We start from the raw sequence: 16453 nt of genomic DNA, 5'->3' as shown, positions 1-16453 counted from the left end.
CAAATTTAGGTCACTTTGTACTTAGGGCAATCCACGGTATGATCATTGACCATCCCAACCGCTTGCATAAATGCGTAGCAGATAGTTTCACCAACAAACTTAAAGCCACGTTTTTTTAAGAACTTACTCATCTCTTTTGACTGTTCTGTTGACGCTGGTACTTGATCCGCTGACGTCCAACTATTCACTTTTGGTTTACCGTCCACAAATTGCCAAAGCGCATTCGACAAGGAACCAAATTCCTTTTGAAGTTCTATGGTTGCACGTGCATTACTGTATACAGAGGCGACCTTTCCCTTATGCCTAACGACGTCATAATTTTCTATAACGTGCGTTACTCTAAGTTCATCGTATGTCGCTAGCTTTTCAATGTCGTAATTTTCAAATGCGCTTCTATACCCTTCACGCTTTTTCAAAATGGTTATCCAACTTAAGCCAGCTTGCGCCCCTTCAAGAGTGATAAACTCAAATAAAACTTGATCATCATAGACAGGAATTCCCCACTCAGCATCGTGATATTCCCTTTCCAATTCATGATCCGTTGCCCATGCACATGTAGTGTCTGCCATGTCTTTTCCTTAACATTCAACATCTATCTAACAGTTTAATACTCTATAACCAAGTAACCTAAAAATACAATTAGCCCGCCGAGCGGCGGGCTAAGTTAACGCTAGTTAGCTAGTTAGCTAGTTAGCTAGTTAGCTTTCCACTTTCACTCTATGAAATAGACGATACAACACAGGTACGACAATAAGTGTCAGTACTGTTGCAAAACCCAATCCAAACATGATTGTGACTGCCATTGGCTTAAAGAAGATATCTGGCAGAAGTGGTACAAGACCTAAGATGGTCGTAATTGCTGCCATACATACTGGCCTAACACGGCTTAACGCTGCATCAACCACCGCAATATATGGGTCTTTACCCGACTTCATCTCAATCTCAATTTGATCCAGAAGAACAATACCATTTTTCAACAACATGCCAGATAAGCTTAAGAAGCCCAAGAGCGCCATAAAGCCAAATGGCGTATCGAACAGCAACAAACCACACGTAACACCAATAACGGCTAATGGAACAGTTAGCCATACGATCAATGGCTCTTTCACTGAATTGAACAAGAAAACCGTAATCAAGAACATGAATAAATAGCCAAGAGGCATCGTCTTAAACAAGGATTCCTGAGCATCACGAGATGATTCGTACTCACCGCCCCATTCAAGATAATAACCGGACGGCATTTCAATGGCTTCAATCTGGGACATTAATCGTTTCTGTAGTGTCGAGGCAGTTTCATCTCCTAATGGATCTGGGTCTGCCATTACCGTAAGCATGCGCTTGCGATCTTTTCTTACAATCAACGGGTCTTCCCAGCGAATGTCGTAGCCCAATGTGACTTGCTGTAACGGAATAAATTCACTTAGAGCCGGGCTCCAGATTTTCATCCCCTCAATGTTTCTCAAGTCAACGCGCTCTTCTTCTGGCAGGCGAGAGACAATAGGCATTAACGTTGTACCATCTCGATACACACCAATATTTTTGCCGGAGAAGGACATCATAAGAAGTTCATCAACATCTGACTTGGTGATACCGTAACGACGTGCTTGGCTTTCATTGAAGACAGGTTCTAGCACTTTGGTTCTTTCACGCCAGTCATGGCGAATATTGTGCGTTCCTTTATCGGCATTCATTATGTCGATAACTTCTGCGGCAATACCACGAAGTACTGTTGGATCGGAGCCCACTATTCTCGCTTCAATCTTCGCACCGCCACCAGGACCGAGCTCAATGCGTTTTAGCTTGTAGTTAATCTCAGGGAAGTTAGCCTCGATGTATTCGCGCAGAGCTCCCATCAACGGTTCAAGCTTTTCGTGGCTGGTCACTCGGGTGGTAATTTCACCATAAGCGGCATATGCCTTTTCAGGGGCATAGGTCAACATAAAGCGCTGTAAGCCTTGTCCGGCTGTAGTGGTGATATGTTCGACACCGTCTTTATTCTCTAACCAGTCCGCAATCACTTTCAGCTTCGTGTTTGTCGCCCGTATATCCGTTCCTTCTGGCATCCAAACATCAACCATAAACATCGGTGTAGTCGATGATGGGAAGAACGACTGCTTAATTTTAGTGAACCCGTATAACGAAGCCATCAACGCAACGATAAGTACCACAACGGTCAACCAAGCACGCTTCATGCAGAACTCTAAGAAACCGCGGTAAAGCACAAATACCATACCGTTGTATGGGTCTGATGGTTCTTCATTCTTATCGGACTTTTTCTCTTTAAAGAACAAGTCTGCAAAGAAAGGCGTCAGTGAAATTGCGGTAAACCAACTCAGCATCAAAGAAATCAGTAGAACGGTAAACAAGGTTCCACAATATTCACCTGTCGCATCGTCAGACAAGCCGATTGGTGCAAAAGCGGTAACAGCAATTACCGTCGCACCAAGAAGTGGCCATTTGGTTTGGGTTACAATATCGGTCGCTGCCTGCAATCTCGTTCGACCTTTTTGGGTGCCGATGAGTATCCCTTCTACAACCACAATCGCATTGTCCACCAGCATCCCTAACGCGATGACCAGAGCACCCAGTGAAATACGCTGTAAATCTATTGCTAGGTACTTCATAAATATGAATGTACCAAATACCGTCAGCAGCAGAATCAAACCAATGAGTAAGCCAGAGCGCAGACCCATAAAGAACAGAAGTACGATAATTACAATCGCAACAGCTTGCCCTAGGCTAACCACAAACCCACTTACCGATTTATCAACTTCCTTCGGCTGGCTGTAAATTTCTGATATTTCGATTCCGATGGGTTGCTGATATTTCAGCTCAGCTAAGCGACGGTCAAACCTTTCGCCAACCTCAACGACGTTTACCCCTTGGCTAAATGACACGCCCAAATTCAGCGCAACTTGACCATTGTAGTTGATGATATTTTTAGGGACGTCTACGTAACCACGCTTTATCTCGGCAACATCCCGCAAGAAGATTAGTCCTTGAGCGCCCCCTTCCGTCAAAATCAAATCACCAAGTTTATCAACATTCTCGAACTCACCTGTTGGCTGAATACGAATGTATTCATCACCTATTCGGATGGCACCCGCATCACTGACGGTGTTTTGGGTGGATAGAAGGTTGAATACCGTGCTTGGCGAGATACCTAATGTACTCATACGCTTCATTGAGATCTCAATGAATACTTGCTCTTGCTGTTGCCCCGATACATTCACTTTACCGACACCATCAACAAGTTCTAAATCTCGGCGAAGGTAGTCAACATAGTCCAGCAATTCTTTGTATGTGTAACCATCCCCAGTAACGGCAAGTAGAATTCCGTATACATCCCCAAAGTCATCAATAACTTGAGTAGGGTTAACACCAGGAGGCAGTTGAGACTGGGTATCGTTCACCTTGCGACGAAGTTCATCCCATATTTGTGGTAAATCGTCGGGACCATAGTTACTTTTCATGGTCACACTGATTTGCGATAAACCACGTGAAGATGTCGAATTAACTTCATCGACATAAGTTAACTGCTGGATGGCTTTTTCAAGCGGATAAGTAACTTCCTCTTCAACCTGAAGCGGTGTAGCCCCCGGATAAGACGTTATGATCATGGCATCTTTGATTGTAAATGCCGGGTCTTCCAAACGACCTAATCCAAAGAAAGCCGATACACCACCAATCAAAAAGATAAGTGATACCATCCAGCTGATCACGCGGTTTTTAATGAAATACGCAGCGACGCCTTTCTCTTCAGGGTTTAGTGGCTGGTTTGCATTACTCATTGACCTGCCTCCTGCTCGACTAATTCTACTTTCATACCATTACGCAATCTCGCAACACCAGCGGTTACAATTCGCTGTCCGTGCTCTAATCCCTCGACTATTTGAACTTCACTCAAATTCACTTTTCCAGTTACGATCGGTGTTTTTTGCGCGATGTTATTTTCGTCTATTACCCAAACAAACTTGTTGTCTCGATCCAAATTATCACCGTCGCTATTGAAAATCGCTTCAATGGGAGCGCTAATTCCTAGACGGAAGTTAAGCCCCTGATTTTGACCTTGCGCCGCTACTTCAACAGCCATACCGTCCAGAATAATTGTGTCGTCCGGCATTGGCATGGTAAACGTTACGTTGTAAGTCGCCGTTTTAGGGTCAGGCTCGGTGGTGTATTCCTTAATTACCGCTGGGTATTCCACCCCTTCTTTCAAACGCACCACAACTTGAATGTTTTCAATATCCAAATCTTTGGGCTGTGCAACAAACAATCTGTCTGGTATCTGCACCAACACATCTACCTGTTCGGTACTGTGTATGTTCACGATATGCTGACCAACTTGAATATTTTCAAACTGATCGACGTTAACACGGGAAATGATACCCGACATCGGAGCAAGCAGCTTGGTAAAGGAAAGATGAAGTTTGGCGAGTTCAAGTTCGGCTAATGCAATTTCTCTTTGAGCAGCAAGTTCATCAAATTGCGACTGAGCAAGCAGCCCCTTTTTCACCAAAGGTTCTGAACGGCGATATTGGCTATCAGCGACCGAGAACTTTGCTTGCGCATTATTGACTTTCAGTTGGTAGTCGGTAGGGTCGAGCTGCGCGATAACCTGCCCTTTTTTGACGCGATCGCCTTCTTTTGCAGTCAATTTACTGATTTCGCCAGACACTCGAAAACTCAACGCAGATTTGTCTGCTGCCTCCGCGACTGCAGGGAAAAACATTTGCTCTTTTTGAGTGGACTCTCCAAGCTCAACGACTTTCACTCTCGGTAATGGCTTGTCTTCCACCACGGCAACTTGACCGCAACCCGACAAAACAGATAGCGCAAGTAATGTTAAAGGTACTTTAATATTCATATTACAGACCTCTCTCCTTGATCCACTCGCGCACTTTCATGCCTTCTTCCAGCTTTGAAACACCGGAAATAACAATCTGGTCGCCATCTTCGAGGCCACTGATAATGTGGTAGTTATCGTCCAAGCTCACAGAAATATTCTCAACAGAGCCATCGCTGTTTCTTTTCCATACAAAGGATTGCCCTTCACGGACCATGACAGCGCTTGAAGGAATCGTTGTTTCTCTCCCCTCCGGAATTTCAACACGCACAATACCTGACATACCAGGCAGTAAACCGACGTCTTCGGGTCTTTCCATCACCATGGTCACTTTATAACTGTTGGTTTTTGGATCAGCTTCCGTATCTATTTCTTGAAAAGTAAGAGGGAACGTACGATCAAGGTATGTATCAAATTTCATTTCTGCCGAAACAACATCACCGATTGAAAAGCGACGGAATACATGCTCTGGAAGCTGGAAAACAACTTTCAAAATCCGATCGGTTTGGATGTTCATAACCCCTTGTTGAGCGCCTACAAATTCAAAATTTTGGGCATTAACGATGGAAATTGTTCCACTGTAAGGCGCTTTAAGCGAAGCATAACTCACGTTCGCTTTTGCTTGGTCTAAGCTAGCAAGCGCTGAACTATGATTTGCAGCGGCTTTATCGAAATCTTGCTCTGAAACCACCTTGTCTTTACGAAGTTTTTTAAATCGTAAATATTGAACTTCAGCCAAGTTAAAATTCGCTTGTGCTTGTTTCAACAATTGTTGGTATTCATCAGGGTTAAGTGTCGCAAGGATATCGCCTTTATTGACTTGCTTACCCGCTGTGGCAGGAATTGATTGAAGTTGCCCTGGCACGCGAAACGCCAGAACCGCTTTATCTCCGGCTTCAGAAGTAGCAGGGAACTCACGAAAAAGTTGTTTCTCGCTAAGGGAAATGGTGAGGAGTTTTGCAGGTCGGGATTCTGGCTCGGGTACTGGAGGTAACTCTCGTCCACAACCAGCTAACGTTGCTACAGATAGGGCGAGTATATGAAATTTGAAACGCATAGCGTGTTCATCCATGTTTTGAAACTTCGTTATAACATAGATGAAAACGGATATGCGTTCCAGTGCAATTCAGAGATAAATGTATGAAATCTAACTTCTTGTTTCATGCTCCCTGAAACAGTTACAGAATGTTAGAGATTCTTGAACTCTCGATTGACTTTGAATGCGTCTGACGTTACGTACGCTTCCATATTTTGTATCGAAGCTTCGAGATCAGACAGTTCACGTTCGAGGTTATGAATCACTTGGCTAGGAGTACCTCCTGATTGCCAAGGCTTGCTTTTCAATTTGTGCTCAAATTGAGGCGCACTACTTTGTTTAATACTTTTCGGTTTCTTCTCTAGCATTAATGCTAACGCGATGTATGCGACAATAACAAAAAAGCCAAAACCTAGTAACGCTGCTGACACGACCAAAATCCTAACTAACCAGATCTCGGCACCAAAGTACTGTGCTACGCCGGCACAAATGCCGGCGATTTTTCCATTTTCAGGGTCTTTATATAAGCTCTTCTTTTGGCTCATTGATTTTGCCTCCAGTTTGGCGATTCAGCATCGAGAATACGCTCTAGCGTTTGAACTCGTTGCTGCATCGACTCTGCGTGGCGAGTGATGGATTGCAGCTTTTCAAAGTCTTCGTCTGACAATCCCTGCGCCGTTTTTCGTTTGCTGCGGTAGTGCAGCACTAGCCATATTGGTGCCACAAAGATTAGAAATACAATCAGTGGGGCTGTGATAAACGCTGCTGACATACAGAGACTCCGTTAGTTAATTACTTGTCTTCTTTATTTTGACTCATTTGCTCTTTCATTTTTGCGAGCTCTTTTTCAATCTCGTCTTGTGCTTGCAACTCTGCAAACTCTTGATCCAGAGAGCGTCCTGTCGATGTAAAGCTGTCTGCTTCCGCTTCTAATTCATCTATTTTACGCTCGTACTGCTCAAATTTGGACATCGCTTCTGCGGTGCGGCTAGTGTGCAGGTGCTTTTGCACATCACGGCGGTTACCAGCAGCTTGACGACGAATCACAAGCGCTTGTTGCTTGGCACGAGTTTCGTTGATCTTGGCTTCAAGCTTACCAATCTCACCAGTTAACTTGGTAATGGTTTCATCAACTAGCGTTTGCTCTGTATGTAAGCCACGCGCCATTTCTTCCAGTTTTTGCTTTTCGATTAGCGCAGAGCGAGCCAAATCTTCACGCTGTTTGGTAAGTGCAAGTGTTGCCTTCTCTTGCCATTCTTCGATTTGACGCTCTACTGTATCAACGCGGCGAGACAATTCTTTTTTGTCCGCAATGGCGCGAGCAGAGTTTGTGCGTACCTCAACCAACGTGTCTTCCATTTCCTGAATGATAAGACGAATCATTTTTTCAGGATCTTCAGCTTTGTCGAGAAGTGAGCTGATGTTTGAATTCACGATGTCCGCAAAGCGAGAAAAAATACCCATAATTGATCTCCTGTTTATGACTGTTCAACTTGGTATGGTTTCTATAATACACAATGCGTGCCAACTTTTATTTACCATACAATACAATAAGATAGATAAAAATATCATTTTTTACTTTCTATGTTATGATTAATTGCACCAACACTTGGTAAATTTCGCCACCAGCTTAAGGAACGCATCGTGAAACAGCAAAATCTTATAGGGGAATCCCCTTCTTTTCTCTCTGTTCTCGATAAAGTATCAAGGCTAGCGCCTATTGAACGACCTGTTCTCGTCATTGGAGAACGGGGCACGGGTAAAGAACTGATCGCCCAGCGTTTACATTACCTTTCAAAGCGATGGGATCAACCACTTGTCTCAATGAACTGCTCAACATTAAGTGAAGGCTTAATCGACTCAGAGCTATTTGGGCATGAGGCTGGATCATTTACCGGTTCAAAAGGCAAACACCAAGGTCGTTTCGAGCGTGCAGAAAATGGTTCTCTTTTTATGGATGAACTCGCTACTGCTCCCCTATCTGTGCAGGAAAAGCTCTTGAGGGTAATCGAATATGGTGAATATGAGCGAGTGGGTGGCAGCCGAACGCTTTCTGCCGATGTGAGATTGATTTGTGCAACCAATGCTGATCTGCCAGAAATGGCAGAAAATGGAGACTTCAGAGCAGACTTACTTGATCGCTTAGCATTCGACGTCATTCACATCCCACCACTGCGTCACAGGAAAGAAGACATCCTTTTACTCGCCGAGCAATACGCCATTAAAATGTGCCGAGAGCTATCTCTGCCCGTCTTTGTCGGTTTCACGGATCATGCAATACAATCTCTGCTTGATTATCAATGGCCAGGCAACGTACGAGAGTTAAAAAACGTCATAGAACGCGCTATTTATCAGCAAGGCGCAGGGGAATTCCCTATTGATGAATTGGTATTCAACCCCTTTGGCACCGATTGGCAAACTGAGCTGGTTCCAAGCAAGGAAGCCCCTTCTCCCGACGACACGACGGGCGATATTTCTCGTATGCAATTCCCTATCGACTACAAAAGATGGCAAGAAGACCAAGATCTCGCTTTACTGCACAAAGTCCTCGACGAATCCAAACATAATCAAAGACAAGCAGCGAAAATGCTCGGTTTGAGCTACCATCAGTTAAGGGGCATGTTGAGAAAATACAATCTCGTTGGTCAACAATCTGAGTAAAGTTTCATTTCAGCTTTATCCTTTGTGAAAAAGGGTGTGCGATGATTCTCATTTGCCCATTCGAAATCAGACTAATCATTTGGTCTGTCAGGTAAAAAATGTTAAATTAGCCAGATCGAGAGGTACTAATGAGCAGATACATTATTACCTCGTTAAGTGCCAGAATTCTCGTCTCTATGAAAGCGTTCATACAATTGTCTTTAACCGTCGCCAGTGCATGGCTTCTCAGTGCATGCGGCGATGATATTGATCACAGCATCGTAAAAAAACAAGGCTTTGTTTATTGTGGTCAAAGCTCACCTGTTTCATTTAACCCTCAACAAGTAGATAGCGGATTAACTGCGGAGGCACTTAGCCAGCAAGTGTTTAATACGCTTTTAACACTTGAGCCTGAAACACATGAACCAATATCCAGCTTAGCGACAAGTTGGGACGTCAATGAAGATGGAACCGAGTATCTTTTTAATCTGAGAGAGAATGTGGAGTTTCAAACCGCGCCTTGGTTCACTCCATCCAAACCTTTTTCAGCTCATGATGTCGTCTTCAGTTTCGAACGCATTCTTAAAAGTTCACACCCGTTTCACTATTTAGGACAAGGTCGCTACCCTTGGTTTGAAAGTATCGATTTTAGTGGATTGGTAAAATCGGTCGAAGCGATTAGCGACCATCAAGTTAAATTTACGCTCACTCGTGCAGACAATACGTTTCTCCCTAACATTGCGACCCCCTATGCAGTCATCCACTCCAGTGAATACGCGGATAAGTTGATCAAACAAGGTAATAAACATCATATTGATACCCAACCAATCGGAACTGGTCCCTTTTATTTAGATGACTACCAAACTGGTGACTTAATTCGAGTAAAGAAGCACGCAAACTATTGGCAAGGTGAACCCGCGATGGAGCAAGTGGTATTTGATATATCAACGCGCGGCACCGGTACGTTGGCAAAATTGCTGCGTAATGAATGTGACGTGTTGTCTTCGCCTGTTTCGAGCCAGCTACCTATTATTATTGAAAATGACGAATTGGTTTTGCATGCAAAGCCGGCAATGAATGTGGCGTTTATTGCATTGAACACGTCACACCCTGCATTAAAAGACCGTCGCGTACGTAAGGCTCTTAACCTTGCAATCAACCGACAAGTAATCTTAGATTCCGTCTATTACGGTACTGGGTCAATTGCGTATACTCTTTTGCCACCAAGCTCATGGGCTTATCAAAAAGACAGTATCCAGATTCGCTATGATCGCAACTATGCATTGGCGTTGTTAGAAGAAGCTGGCTTGTCTAAAGGGTTAACTCTATCCATGTGGGTTCCATTAGAACCTCGTCCGTACAACCCTAGCCCGCGTAAAACAGCAGAACAAATACAAGCAAGCTTTGCTGATATTGGAGTAACGCTGAATTTGCTGACTGACGATAGATTTAGCCGCGCAGAGCTAAATAAAAATTTACCCAATGTCGATATGTTACTAACAGGCTGGACGGCTAGCACGGGCGACCCAGATAACTTCCTGCGTCCACTTTTATCTTGTAACGCTGAAAAAGCAGGGTTGAATGTCTCTATGTGGTGTAATCCAGATTTCGATTTCTTGTTGGACTTGTCCCGAGAAACCAACCAACCAAGGTATCGACTAAACCTATATCGTCAGGCACAAAACCTACTGAACCAAGAAATGCCCGTCATCCCACTTGCACATGGTATTCAATACCAAGCCAACCACAATTCATTGAGCGGATTTCAAATGAGCCCGTTTAATGTTCGTTCATTTCATACCGTCGAAAGGAGCGAATAATGTTTCTGTATACCATTCGACGACTGAACTTATTCATTATCACTTTACTGGTCCTCACGTTTGTTGGGTTCAGTATTCTTAGGCTTGACCCAAATTCACCAGCGGCGCTGGATGACCTAATTCCTGGCTGGTTTCAGTACATTGGTGAGATCAGCCAACTTGATTTCGGTCTAAACGCGCAAGGAACACCTATTTGGGACGATTTGATGGTGGTTTTTCCGGCCACATTAGAATTGTGCTTCTTTGCCTTTCTTATTGCTTTAATGATCGGGTTGCCCATTGGTACTGTCGCTGGCACTCGACAAGGCAAATGGATTGATACCGTCATTTCATTTACTTCTATGTCTGGCTTTGCTGCCCCACTATTTTGGGTAGCACTGATGCTGATTCTGGTGTTCTCGTTAAATTGGGAGCTTTTCCCAGTGGAAGGACGTTATGACCTCCTCTACGAAATCGACCACGTAACTGGGTTCGCCATTATTGACGCCATGTTGTCTGAAAGCCCACTGAGAGCACACGCGCTTCATAGTGTACTGCAACACCTAATATTGCCGTGTATCGTTCTCGCACTCGCGCCTACCACACAAATCATTAGCTTAATGAGAGCTTCGGTAGCAGAAGTAATGCAGCAGAATTATATACGAGCTGCCAAAATTAACGGTCTGTCCAAGTACGAGATTGTTATCGAGCACGTTATTCGAAATGCACTGCCACCTATTATCCCAAAATTTGGCGTTCAGCTTTCTAGTATGCTGACTTTTGCCATTATTACGGAGTCCATATTCAACTGGCCAGGTATTGGACGTTGGTTGCTTGATGCACTCTCAAATCAAGATTACGTCGCGATTTCTGCGGGCGTTATGGTTGTTGCAACCTTTGTTTTGATTGCAAATATTCTATCGGATTTGATCGGAGCATTTGCGAATCCTCTGGTAAGAAAGGAATGGTATGCTGACAAATAATGTTTATCAGGAAGAACGCGTTCCTACACAGTTTGAGCATTTCTGGAATAGCTACCGGAGTAACACCTTGGCGATGTTTGGGCTTTGGTGCTTTATCATTTTGCTGGTTATTACGCTACTTTCACCGTGGTTAACGCCCCATGATCCACAAGCTCAAACCGCAAACTTAAGACTCCCTCCTTCTTGGAATGCTGAAGGTACCGTCGAGTTTTTCTTAGGAACAGACGATTTAGGAAGGGATATTCTTTCTCGGTTGATTGAAGGCTCTCAGCTCACTTTAGGTGCTGGGATTCTGATTACTTTAATCGCTGGCATTATAGGCTGTGCCATTGGTATTTTGGCAGGTATGACCAAAGGGTTAATATCCAGTACGTTAAACCACCTCCTCGACACGGTGATGTCCATTCCCTCGCTTTTGCTGGCGATCATCTTCGTCGCCTTTCTAGGGTTTGGTGAATTCAATATTTTATTGGCTATTTGTTTAGCCTTGATTCCTCGATTCATCCGTTCTGTCTATGTCGCTGTTCACAATGAAGTGGAAAAAGACTACGTCATTGCCGCACGTTTGGATGGAGCGAGAAATGTTCACCTGCTTTGGAACTCTATTTTTCCAAATGTGTTGCCCGTGATCGCCGCTGAATTCACTATGGCGTTATCGGTCGCCATACTCGACATTACCGCATTAGGATTTTTAGGGCTCGGCGCTCAAGCCCCGAGTACCGAATGGGGAGCGATTCTTGGTGATTCTGTAGAGCTGATTTATTCCGCACCATGGACAGTCACCCTACCCGGCTTGGTGATCATGTTTACTATTGTTGTTATCAATCTAGTTGGTGAAGGAACCCGACGCGCATTAAATGCGGGGACAGAATAATGCCACTACTCGATATCAGACACTTAACAATAGAAATTGAGACGCCGCAAGGTAAAGTGAAAGCCGTGGATCGCATGAGCCTAACCATGAATGAGGGTGAAATTCGCGGTCTAGTAGGGGAATCTGGGTCTGGTAAAAGTTTGGTGGCGAAAGCAGTACTTGGTATCGCCAAAGACAACATGACCGTCACCGCAGACAGGCTTCGTCTAGGCAGCATTGATTTGTTGCAACTGACACCGCGAGAAAGAAGGCGCGTCATTGCTCGCGATATCGCCATGATTTTTCAGGAGCCTTCAACGTGTCTCGATCCCTCTGAGCGCGTTGGACGTCAGTTAGCCGAGTCCATTCCACGTGACTCTTTCGAAGGTCGATGGTGGCAATCTTGGAAGTGGCGAAAAAAACAGGCTATGGCACTGCTCCACAAAGTGGGCATTAAAGATCATAAACGCATCATGCGCAGTTACCCCTACGAATTAACCGATGGGGAATGTCAGAAAATCATGATAGCAATGGCGATTGCAACCAAGCCAAGAGTGCTAATAGCGGATGAGCCGACTAATGATTTAGATCCCATTACACAATCCCAAATTCTAAGATTGCTCAGCCGAATGAATCAAGTAAATAACACCACGATTCTCCTTATTGGGCATGATCTGACGACCATTACGCAATGGGCAGACAGAATCACCGTAATGTACTGTGGGCAGTCGGTGGAATCTGCCGCAACAAAACAAATATTAAATGCTCCAAAGCACCCTTATACCGTTGCTCTTTTGCAGGCCATGCCAGATTTCAATGATTGGATCCCACACAAGTCCAAATTACAATCTTTGCCGGGCTCGATTCCACCACTTCAACATTTACCTATTGGATGTCGTCTTGGTCCGCGCTGCCCTCACGCACAGCGCCAATGCGTAGAAATTCCGCGAACTCAAAAAGTCAAAAACCATAAGTTTAGCTGTCATTTCCCTCTGAATATGGAGAAACGCACATGAGCGCGTTGTTAGAAGTTCGTGATCTCAGAAAAACCTTTATCAGTCGCTCTGGTTTATTCTCTAAAAAAGAACAAGAAGCAGTGAAACCCGTAAGTTTCACTCTGGAGGCAGGGCAAACACTCGGTTTTATTGGTCAAAATGGTTCAGGGAAATCAACATTGGCTAAGATGTTAGCGGGTGTGGTAGAACCAACTTCAGGAGAAATTCGCGTAATGGGGGAAAGATTGGAGCACCGTGATTACTCCACTCGTTGTAAACTCATTCGCATGATTTTCCAAGATCCTAATACATCTCTGAACCCCAGATTGCAAATTGGGACCATTCTTGAAGGCCCGTTGAAACGAAATACAAATATGTCGTCAGAAGCTCGAAAGATGAGAGTGAAAGACACATTAATCCGTGTTGGATTGCTGCCTGAACATGCCTATTTTTACCCTCAAATGCTGGCTACAGGTCAGAAGCAGCGGATCAACCTTGCCCGTGCACTTATTCTTCAACCGTCTATAATTGTTGCTGATGAAGCTCTAAATGGTCTTGATATGGCCATGCGGTCTCAGATAATAAACTTACTATTGGAATTGCAAGACGAAATGGGCGTGTCTTTTGTTTATGTGTCGCAGCATATTGGCATAATCAAACACATCACCGATAAAATAATGGTGATGCATGAAGGGGATGTAGTCGAATCGGGATCGACTCATGACGTGATTGCCAACCCATCTCACCAGATTACGCAACGTTTGATAGAAAGCCATTTCAATAAAGCTCCCGCACATTAGGGTTCATTATGTCGAAAAGCACAAAATTTGCGTCTTATCTTATCGGCTACTTGGTGCTTTTCTTTTACCCAATTTATTCTTATTCGCAAACCAGTCATCGCTGGTTAGATACCGCTTACCTAGAAGAAGCGTTTTACGAAGTTGCATTAAAAAACGAATACGACTCTGAAAAACAGAACGTCAGAAAATGGCGAGAGCCTATTAAGATTTTTATTGAGCATAAAGTACCGGATGAAGACATTCATACGGAGCTTGCACAAATGCATATAAAGCACCTCTCCTACCTCACGAATCACCCAATAAGCCTGACGAATGACTTAGAAGAAGCCAATATTATTTGGGTTTATACGCGTTTAAGTATTTGGGAAGACGATATCGTCAGAGTGCTGGGAAAGCCTTCATTACAGCATTCCGGTAAAGCCATCTGTATGGCGAATTTTAAAACCGATGTAGGTGGAGAACTGATTAGAGGTGGAATAATTATTCCCGTTGATCAAGCGCGTTCTAAAGGGAAACTGCTCGGCTGTGTGGTTGAAGAAATCACGCAGCTACTCGGATTACCAAACGACTCTGATAAGGTATACCCTTCAATTTTTAACGATGCGTCACCAGAGGATTTGCTTTCCCCTCTTGATGGATTACTGCTAAAAATCCTCTACCACCCTTCTCTAAAAGTAGGTATGAGCAGAGAAGAAGCAGAGCCTATCGTGAAGCAGATTATCGCTGATTTCAAAAACGACGGTACGTTAGAAAGCGCTATTCGCGAAGTTAGGAAGGGAGAATTATACCCGCTTATGGGGTTTTAATTGGGACCACTAGTACGTCTCGCCGAGGGATTGAATTTATGAGAATGGTGAGATGGAAAATATACCCAAGCATCTTAAAAACGCTTGGGTACTTCTTTTGGCATAGCTAAATTTTAAACAGCCAGGTTTTAAACAGCTAGGTTTTAAACAGCTATGTTTTAAACAACTAGGCTTAAACAGACATGTTTTAAGTAGCTGTGTTTAAGATAGAACTGTTTTACAAAGCTCTATTTTTTGTTCGCTTGCTTCTTCAATTCAAAATCAAATTCATCGGGGAATAAAATCACCCCTTCTTCATTTTCATTTGGAAAAACAACCACAGAAAGTTCGTCATCCGCTAAGCCATGTGTCCATCTGCTGTGCCATTTATTCAAAGAAATAGGCTCTGGCTTACATTCTTCCCAATCACCATTCGCCCATGCTTGAGCAAACTCTTTGTTTGGCCAAACTGGTACACAATCCTCGTCCTCAGTGTTTAGCATGACACAACCATGCTCATCGGTCAGAATCCAGATCTCTTTGTTTGCTACGACCTCTTTCACACAGTATTTCAGGCGCTTTTCAGTATCGTAACGATTAATGGTGTCAATTTGTTCTTGGTCAAGTTGCTTAGACATGAAGGGTGCTCATTCAGGACTGGAATGCGGGAATTCTTTAGTATTCTCCTCATCGAGTCAAACAAAATTCATCGGGTCATACAAACTTTTTAAATAATTTAGCTTTATCCAACAAAACTTCTAAATCTTTCATTCGGTTACTGGTTTCAGACCACGTTGCAGACTGTATAGCCTCGACAATGGCTTCCACTAAAAACGTAATAGCAACGGTCGAATCCCAAGCAGATGGCGCTTCAATTCGAGCATGAAACACATGCTGCGCCAATTTAACAACAGGTGAACCCCATTGATCGGTAAACAAAATCAATTCGACATCTCGACTTCGAGCGATTTCTGCCAACGTTAAAATGTCATTTTCATATCGCCTAATATCAAACACCACTAAGGTATCGCCCGGTTTCATGTTGATCACATAATGCGACCAGCTGTTTGCGTTCGGTTCAATCATGGTGACATTGGCACGAATGACCTGCATGTGCGTAAACATGTATTCGGCAATGGAGTGGCTAATACGCCCTCCAACTATGTATAACGGGCTATCCGGCTTACTTAGCAATTCCACCACTTTGCTAAAAGTAGCTTCATCCACCTGCGCAACTGTCTGCCTGATATTGTTCATCACGGTGTCTGCAAACCTATCCAAAAGGTGCGACTTTTCGTCCATGCTTGGAATAGAGGCGTGCTTTTCAATTGGGCTTTTCAGCGTATCCCCAATTTCCTCATGAATACTACGCTGCATGTCAGGAAACCCAGTAAAGTCGAGCTTTTTCGCTAGGCGTACCACAGTAGGCGTCGAAACTTTTGCAGCTTCCGACAGTGAAACAACCGTTCCGAGACTCGAAGCTGGGTAGTTTTCTAGCATCACATTGGCAAGCTGCCTTTCTGCTCGCGTTAACTTCGCAAATCTTGCCTTTATCCTTTCTGAAACGGTCAAATCTTACTCCATGAAGTAGTGGCTCTATCAATTATGTCGGCTCACCTAATTGATAACATTGTAACAAACATAACACGAGATCAAAAACTGAAAAAATAATTTCTGTAAATATATTGACAGCAATTAATTTTCTGTAAATATAGA

16 protein-coding genes are annotated in these 16453 nt (G+C 43.8%); 7 read left to right on the top strand and 9 right to left on the bottom strand.

The annotated features are described in order from the left end of the window. Positions 1-5: 5 nt before the first annotated feature. The 7 genes from CW749_RS25695 to pspA all read right to left on the bottom strand — a co-directional run bounded on the left by CW749_RS25695 (position 6) and on the right by pspA (position 7346). Positions 6-569, bottom strand: coding sequence for a DNA-3-methyladenine glycosylase I (locus tag CW749_RS25695; RefSeq protein WP_101115314.1), 564 nt, complete (start codon positions 567-569; stop codon positions 6-8). A 129-nt stretch (positions 570-698) separates the two neighbouring features. Further along, complete coding sequence (locus CW749_RS25690; RefSeq protein ID WP_101115313.1) at positions 699-3791, bottom strand: efflux RND transporter permease subunit; 3093 nt, start codon at positions 3789-3791, stop codon at positions 699-701. Further along, positions 3788-4867, bottom strand: coding sequence for an efflux RND transporter periplasmic adaptor subunit (locus tag CW749_RS25685; RefSeq protein ID WP_101115312.1), 1080 nt, complete (start codon positions 4865-4867; stop codon positions 3788-3790). Before CW749_RS25685 ends, CW749_RS25690 begins: the two co-directional genes overlap by 4 nt. A 1-nt stretch (position 4868) precedes the next feature. Further along, on the bottom strand, positions 4869-5903 hold the full coding sequence (locus tag CW749_RS25680; protein ID WP_101115403.1) for an efflux RND transporter periplasmic adaptor subunit: 1035 nt from the start codon (positions 5901-5903) through the stop codon (positions 4869-4871). 131 nt (positions 5904-6034) lie between these two features. Next, positions 6035-6427: an envelope stress response membrane protein PspC gene (pspC, locus tag CW749_RS25675; RefSeq protein ID WP_101115311.1), complete on the bottom strand. Its 393-nt coding sequence runs from the start codon at positions 6425-6427 to the stop codon at positions 6035-6037. Then, positions 6424-6654 carry an envelope stress response membrane protein PspB gene (pspB, locus tag CW749_RS25670; protein ID WP_101115310.1) on the bottom strand — a complete coding sequence of 77 codons (231 nt, stop codon included), beginning with the start codon at positions 6652-6654 and terminating at the stop codon, positions 6424-6426. Before pspB ends, pspC begins: the two co-directional genes overlap by 4 nt. 20 nt (positions 6655-6674) lie before the next feature. Next, positions 6675-7346, bottom strand: coding sequence for a phage shock protein PspA (gene pspA, locus CW749_RS25665; protein ID WP_101115309.1), 672 nt, complete (start codon positions 7344-7346; stop codon positions 6675-6677). A gap of 180 nt (positions 7347-7526) precedes the next feature. On the opposite strand from pspA, the gene pspF reads away from it, so the two are divergent. The 7 genes from pspF to CW749_RS25630 all read left to right on the top strand — a co-directional run bounded on the left by pspF (position 7527) and on the right by CW749_RS25630 (position 14758). Then, the gene (gene pspF / locus CW749_RS25660; RefSeq protein ID WP_101115308.1) at positions 7527-8543 is read left to right on the top strand and encodes a phage shock protein operon transcriptional activator; all 1017 of its coding nucleotides are present in this window, start codon (positions 7527-7529) and stop codon (positions 8541-8543) included. A gap of 176 nt (positions 8544-8719) precedes the next feature. Beyond that, positions 8720-10342, top strand: a complete 1623-nt coding sequence (locus tag CW749_RS25655) for an ABC transporter substrate-binding protein (protein WP_101115402.1) — start codon at positions 8720-8722, stop codon at positions 10340-10342. Next, positions 10342-11304, top strand: a complete 963-nt coding sequence (locus tag CW749_RS25650; protein WP_101115307.1) for an ABC transporter permease subunit — start codon at positions 10342-10344, stop codon at positions 11302-11304. The genes CW749_RS25655 and CW749_RS25650 overlap by 1 nt, the downstream gene beginning before the upstream one ends. Continuing rightward, a complete protein-coding gene (sapC, locus tag CW749_RS25645) occupies positions 11291-12178 on the top strand; it encodes a putrescine export ABC transporter permease SapC (protein WP_101115306.1) in 888 nt (295 codons plus the stop codon). Before CW749_RS25650 ends, sapC begins: the two co-directional genes overlap by 14 nt. Then, positions 12178-13173 (top strand): oligopeptide/dipeptide ABC transporter ATP-binding protein, encoded by a 996-nt coding sequence (locus tag CW749_RS25640; RefSeq protein WP_101115305.1) that lies wholly within the window; start codon positions 12178-12180, stop codon positions 13171-13173. Before sapC ends, CW749_RS25640 begins: the two co-directional genes overlap by 1 nt. Further along, on the top strand, positions 13170-13952 hold the full coding sequence (locus tag CW749_RS25635) for an ATP-binding cassette domain-containing protein (protein WP_101115304.1): 783 nt from the start codon (positions 13170-13172) through the stop codon (positions 13950-13952). Before CW749_RS25640 ends, CW749_RS25635 begins: the two co-directional genes overlap by 4 nt. Before the next feature lie 8 nt (positions 13953-13960). Continuing rightward, on the top strand, positions 13961-14758 hold the full coding sequence (locus tag CW749_RS25630) for a DUF2927 domain-containing protein (protein ID WP_101115303.1): 798 nt from the start codon (positions 13961-13963) through the stop codon (positions 14756-14758). A 227-nt stretch (positions 14759-14985) separates the two neighbouring features. Here CW749_RS25630 and CW749_RS25625 read toward each other — a convergent pair whose 3' ends face one another. Next, on the bottom strand, positions 14986-15375 hold the full coding sequence (locus tag CW749_RS25625) for a DUF2750 domain-containing protein (protein WP_101115302.1): 390 nt from the start codon (positions 15373-15375) through the stop codon (positions 14986-14988). A gap of 76 nt (positions 15376-15451) precedes the next feature. Continuing rightward, positions 15452-16309: a MurR/RpiR family transcriptional regulator gene (locus CW749_RS25620; RefSeq protein ID WP_201797037.1), complete on the bottom strand. Its 858-nt coding sequence runs from the start codon at positions 16307-16309 to the stop codon at positions 15452-15454. Positions 16310-16453: the final 144 nt, after the last annotated feature.

The sequence above is a fragment of the Vibrio sp. vnigr-6D03 genome (genome assembly GCF_002835515.1).
GTDB classification, from domain to species: domain Bacteria; phylum Pseudomonadota; class Gammaproteobacteria; order Enterobacterales; family Vibrionaceae; genus Vibrio; species Vibrio penaeicida.
Note: the sequence above shows the minus strand (reverse complement) of the source record. Positions and strands in the feature narration are given on the sequence as shown.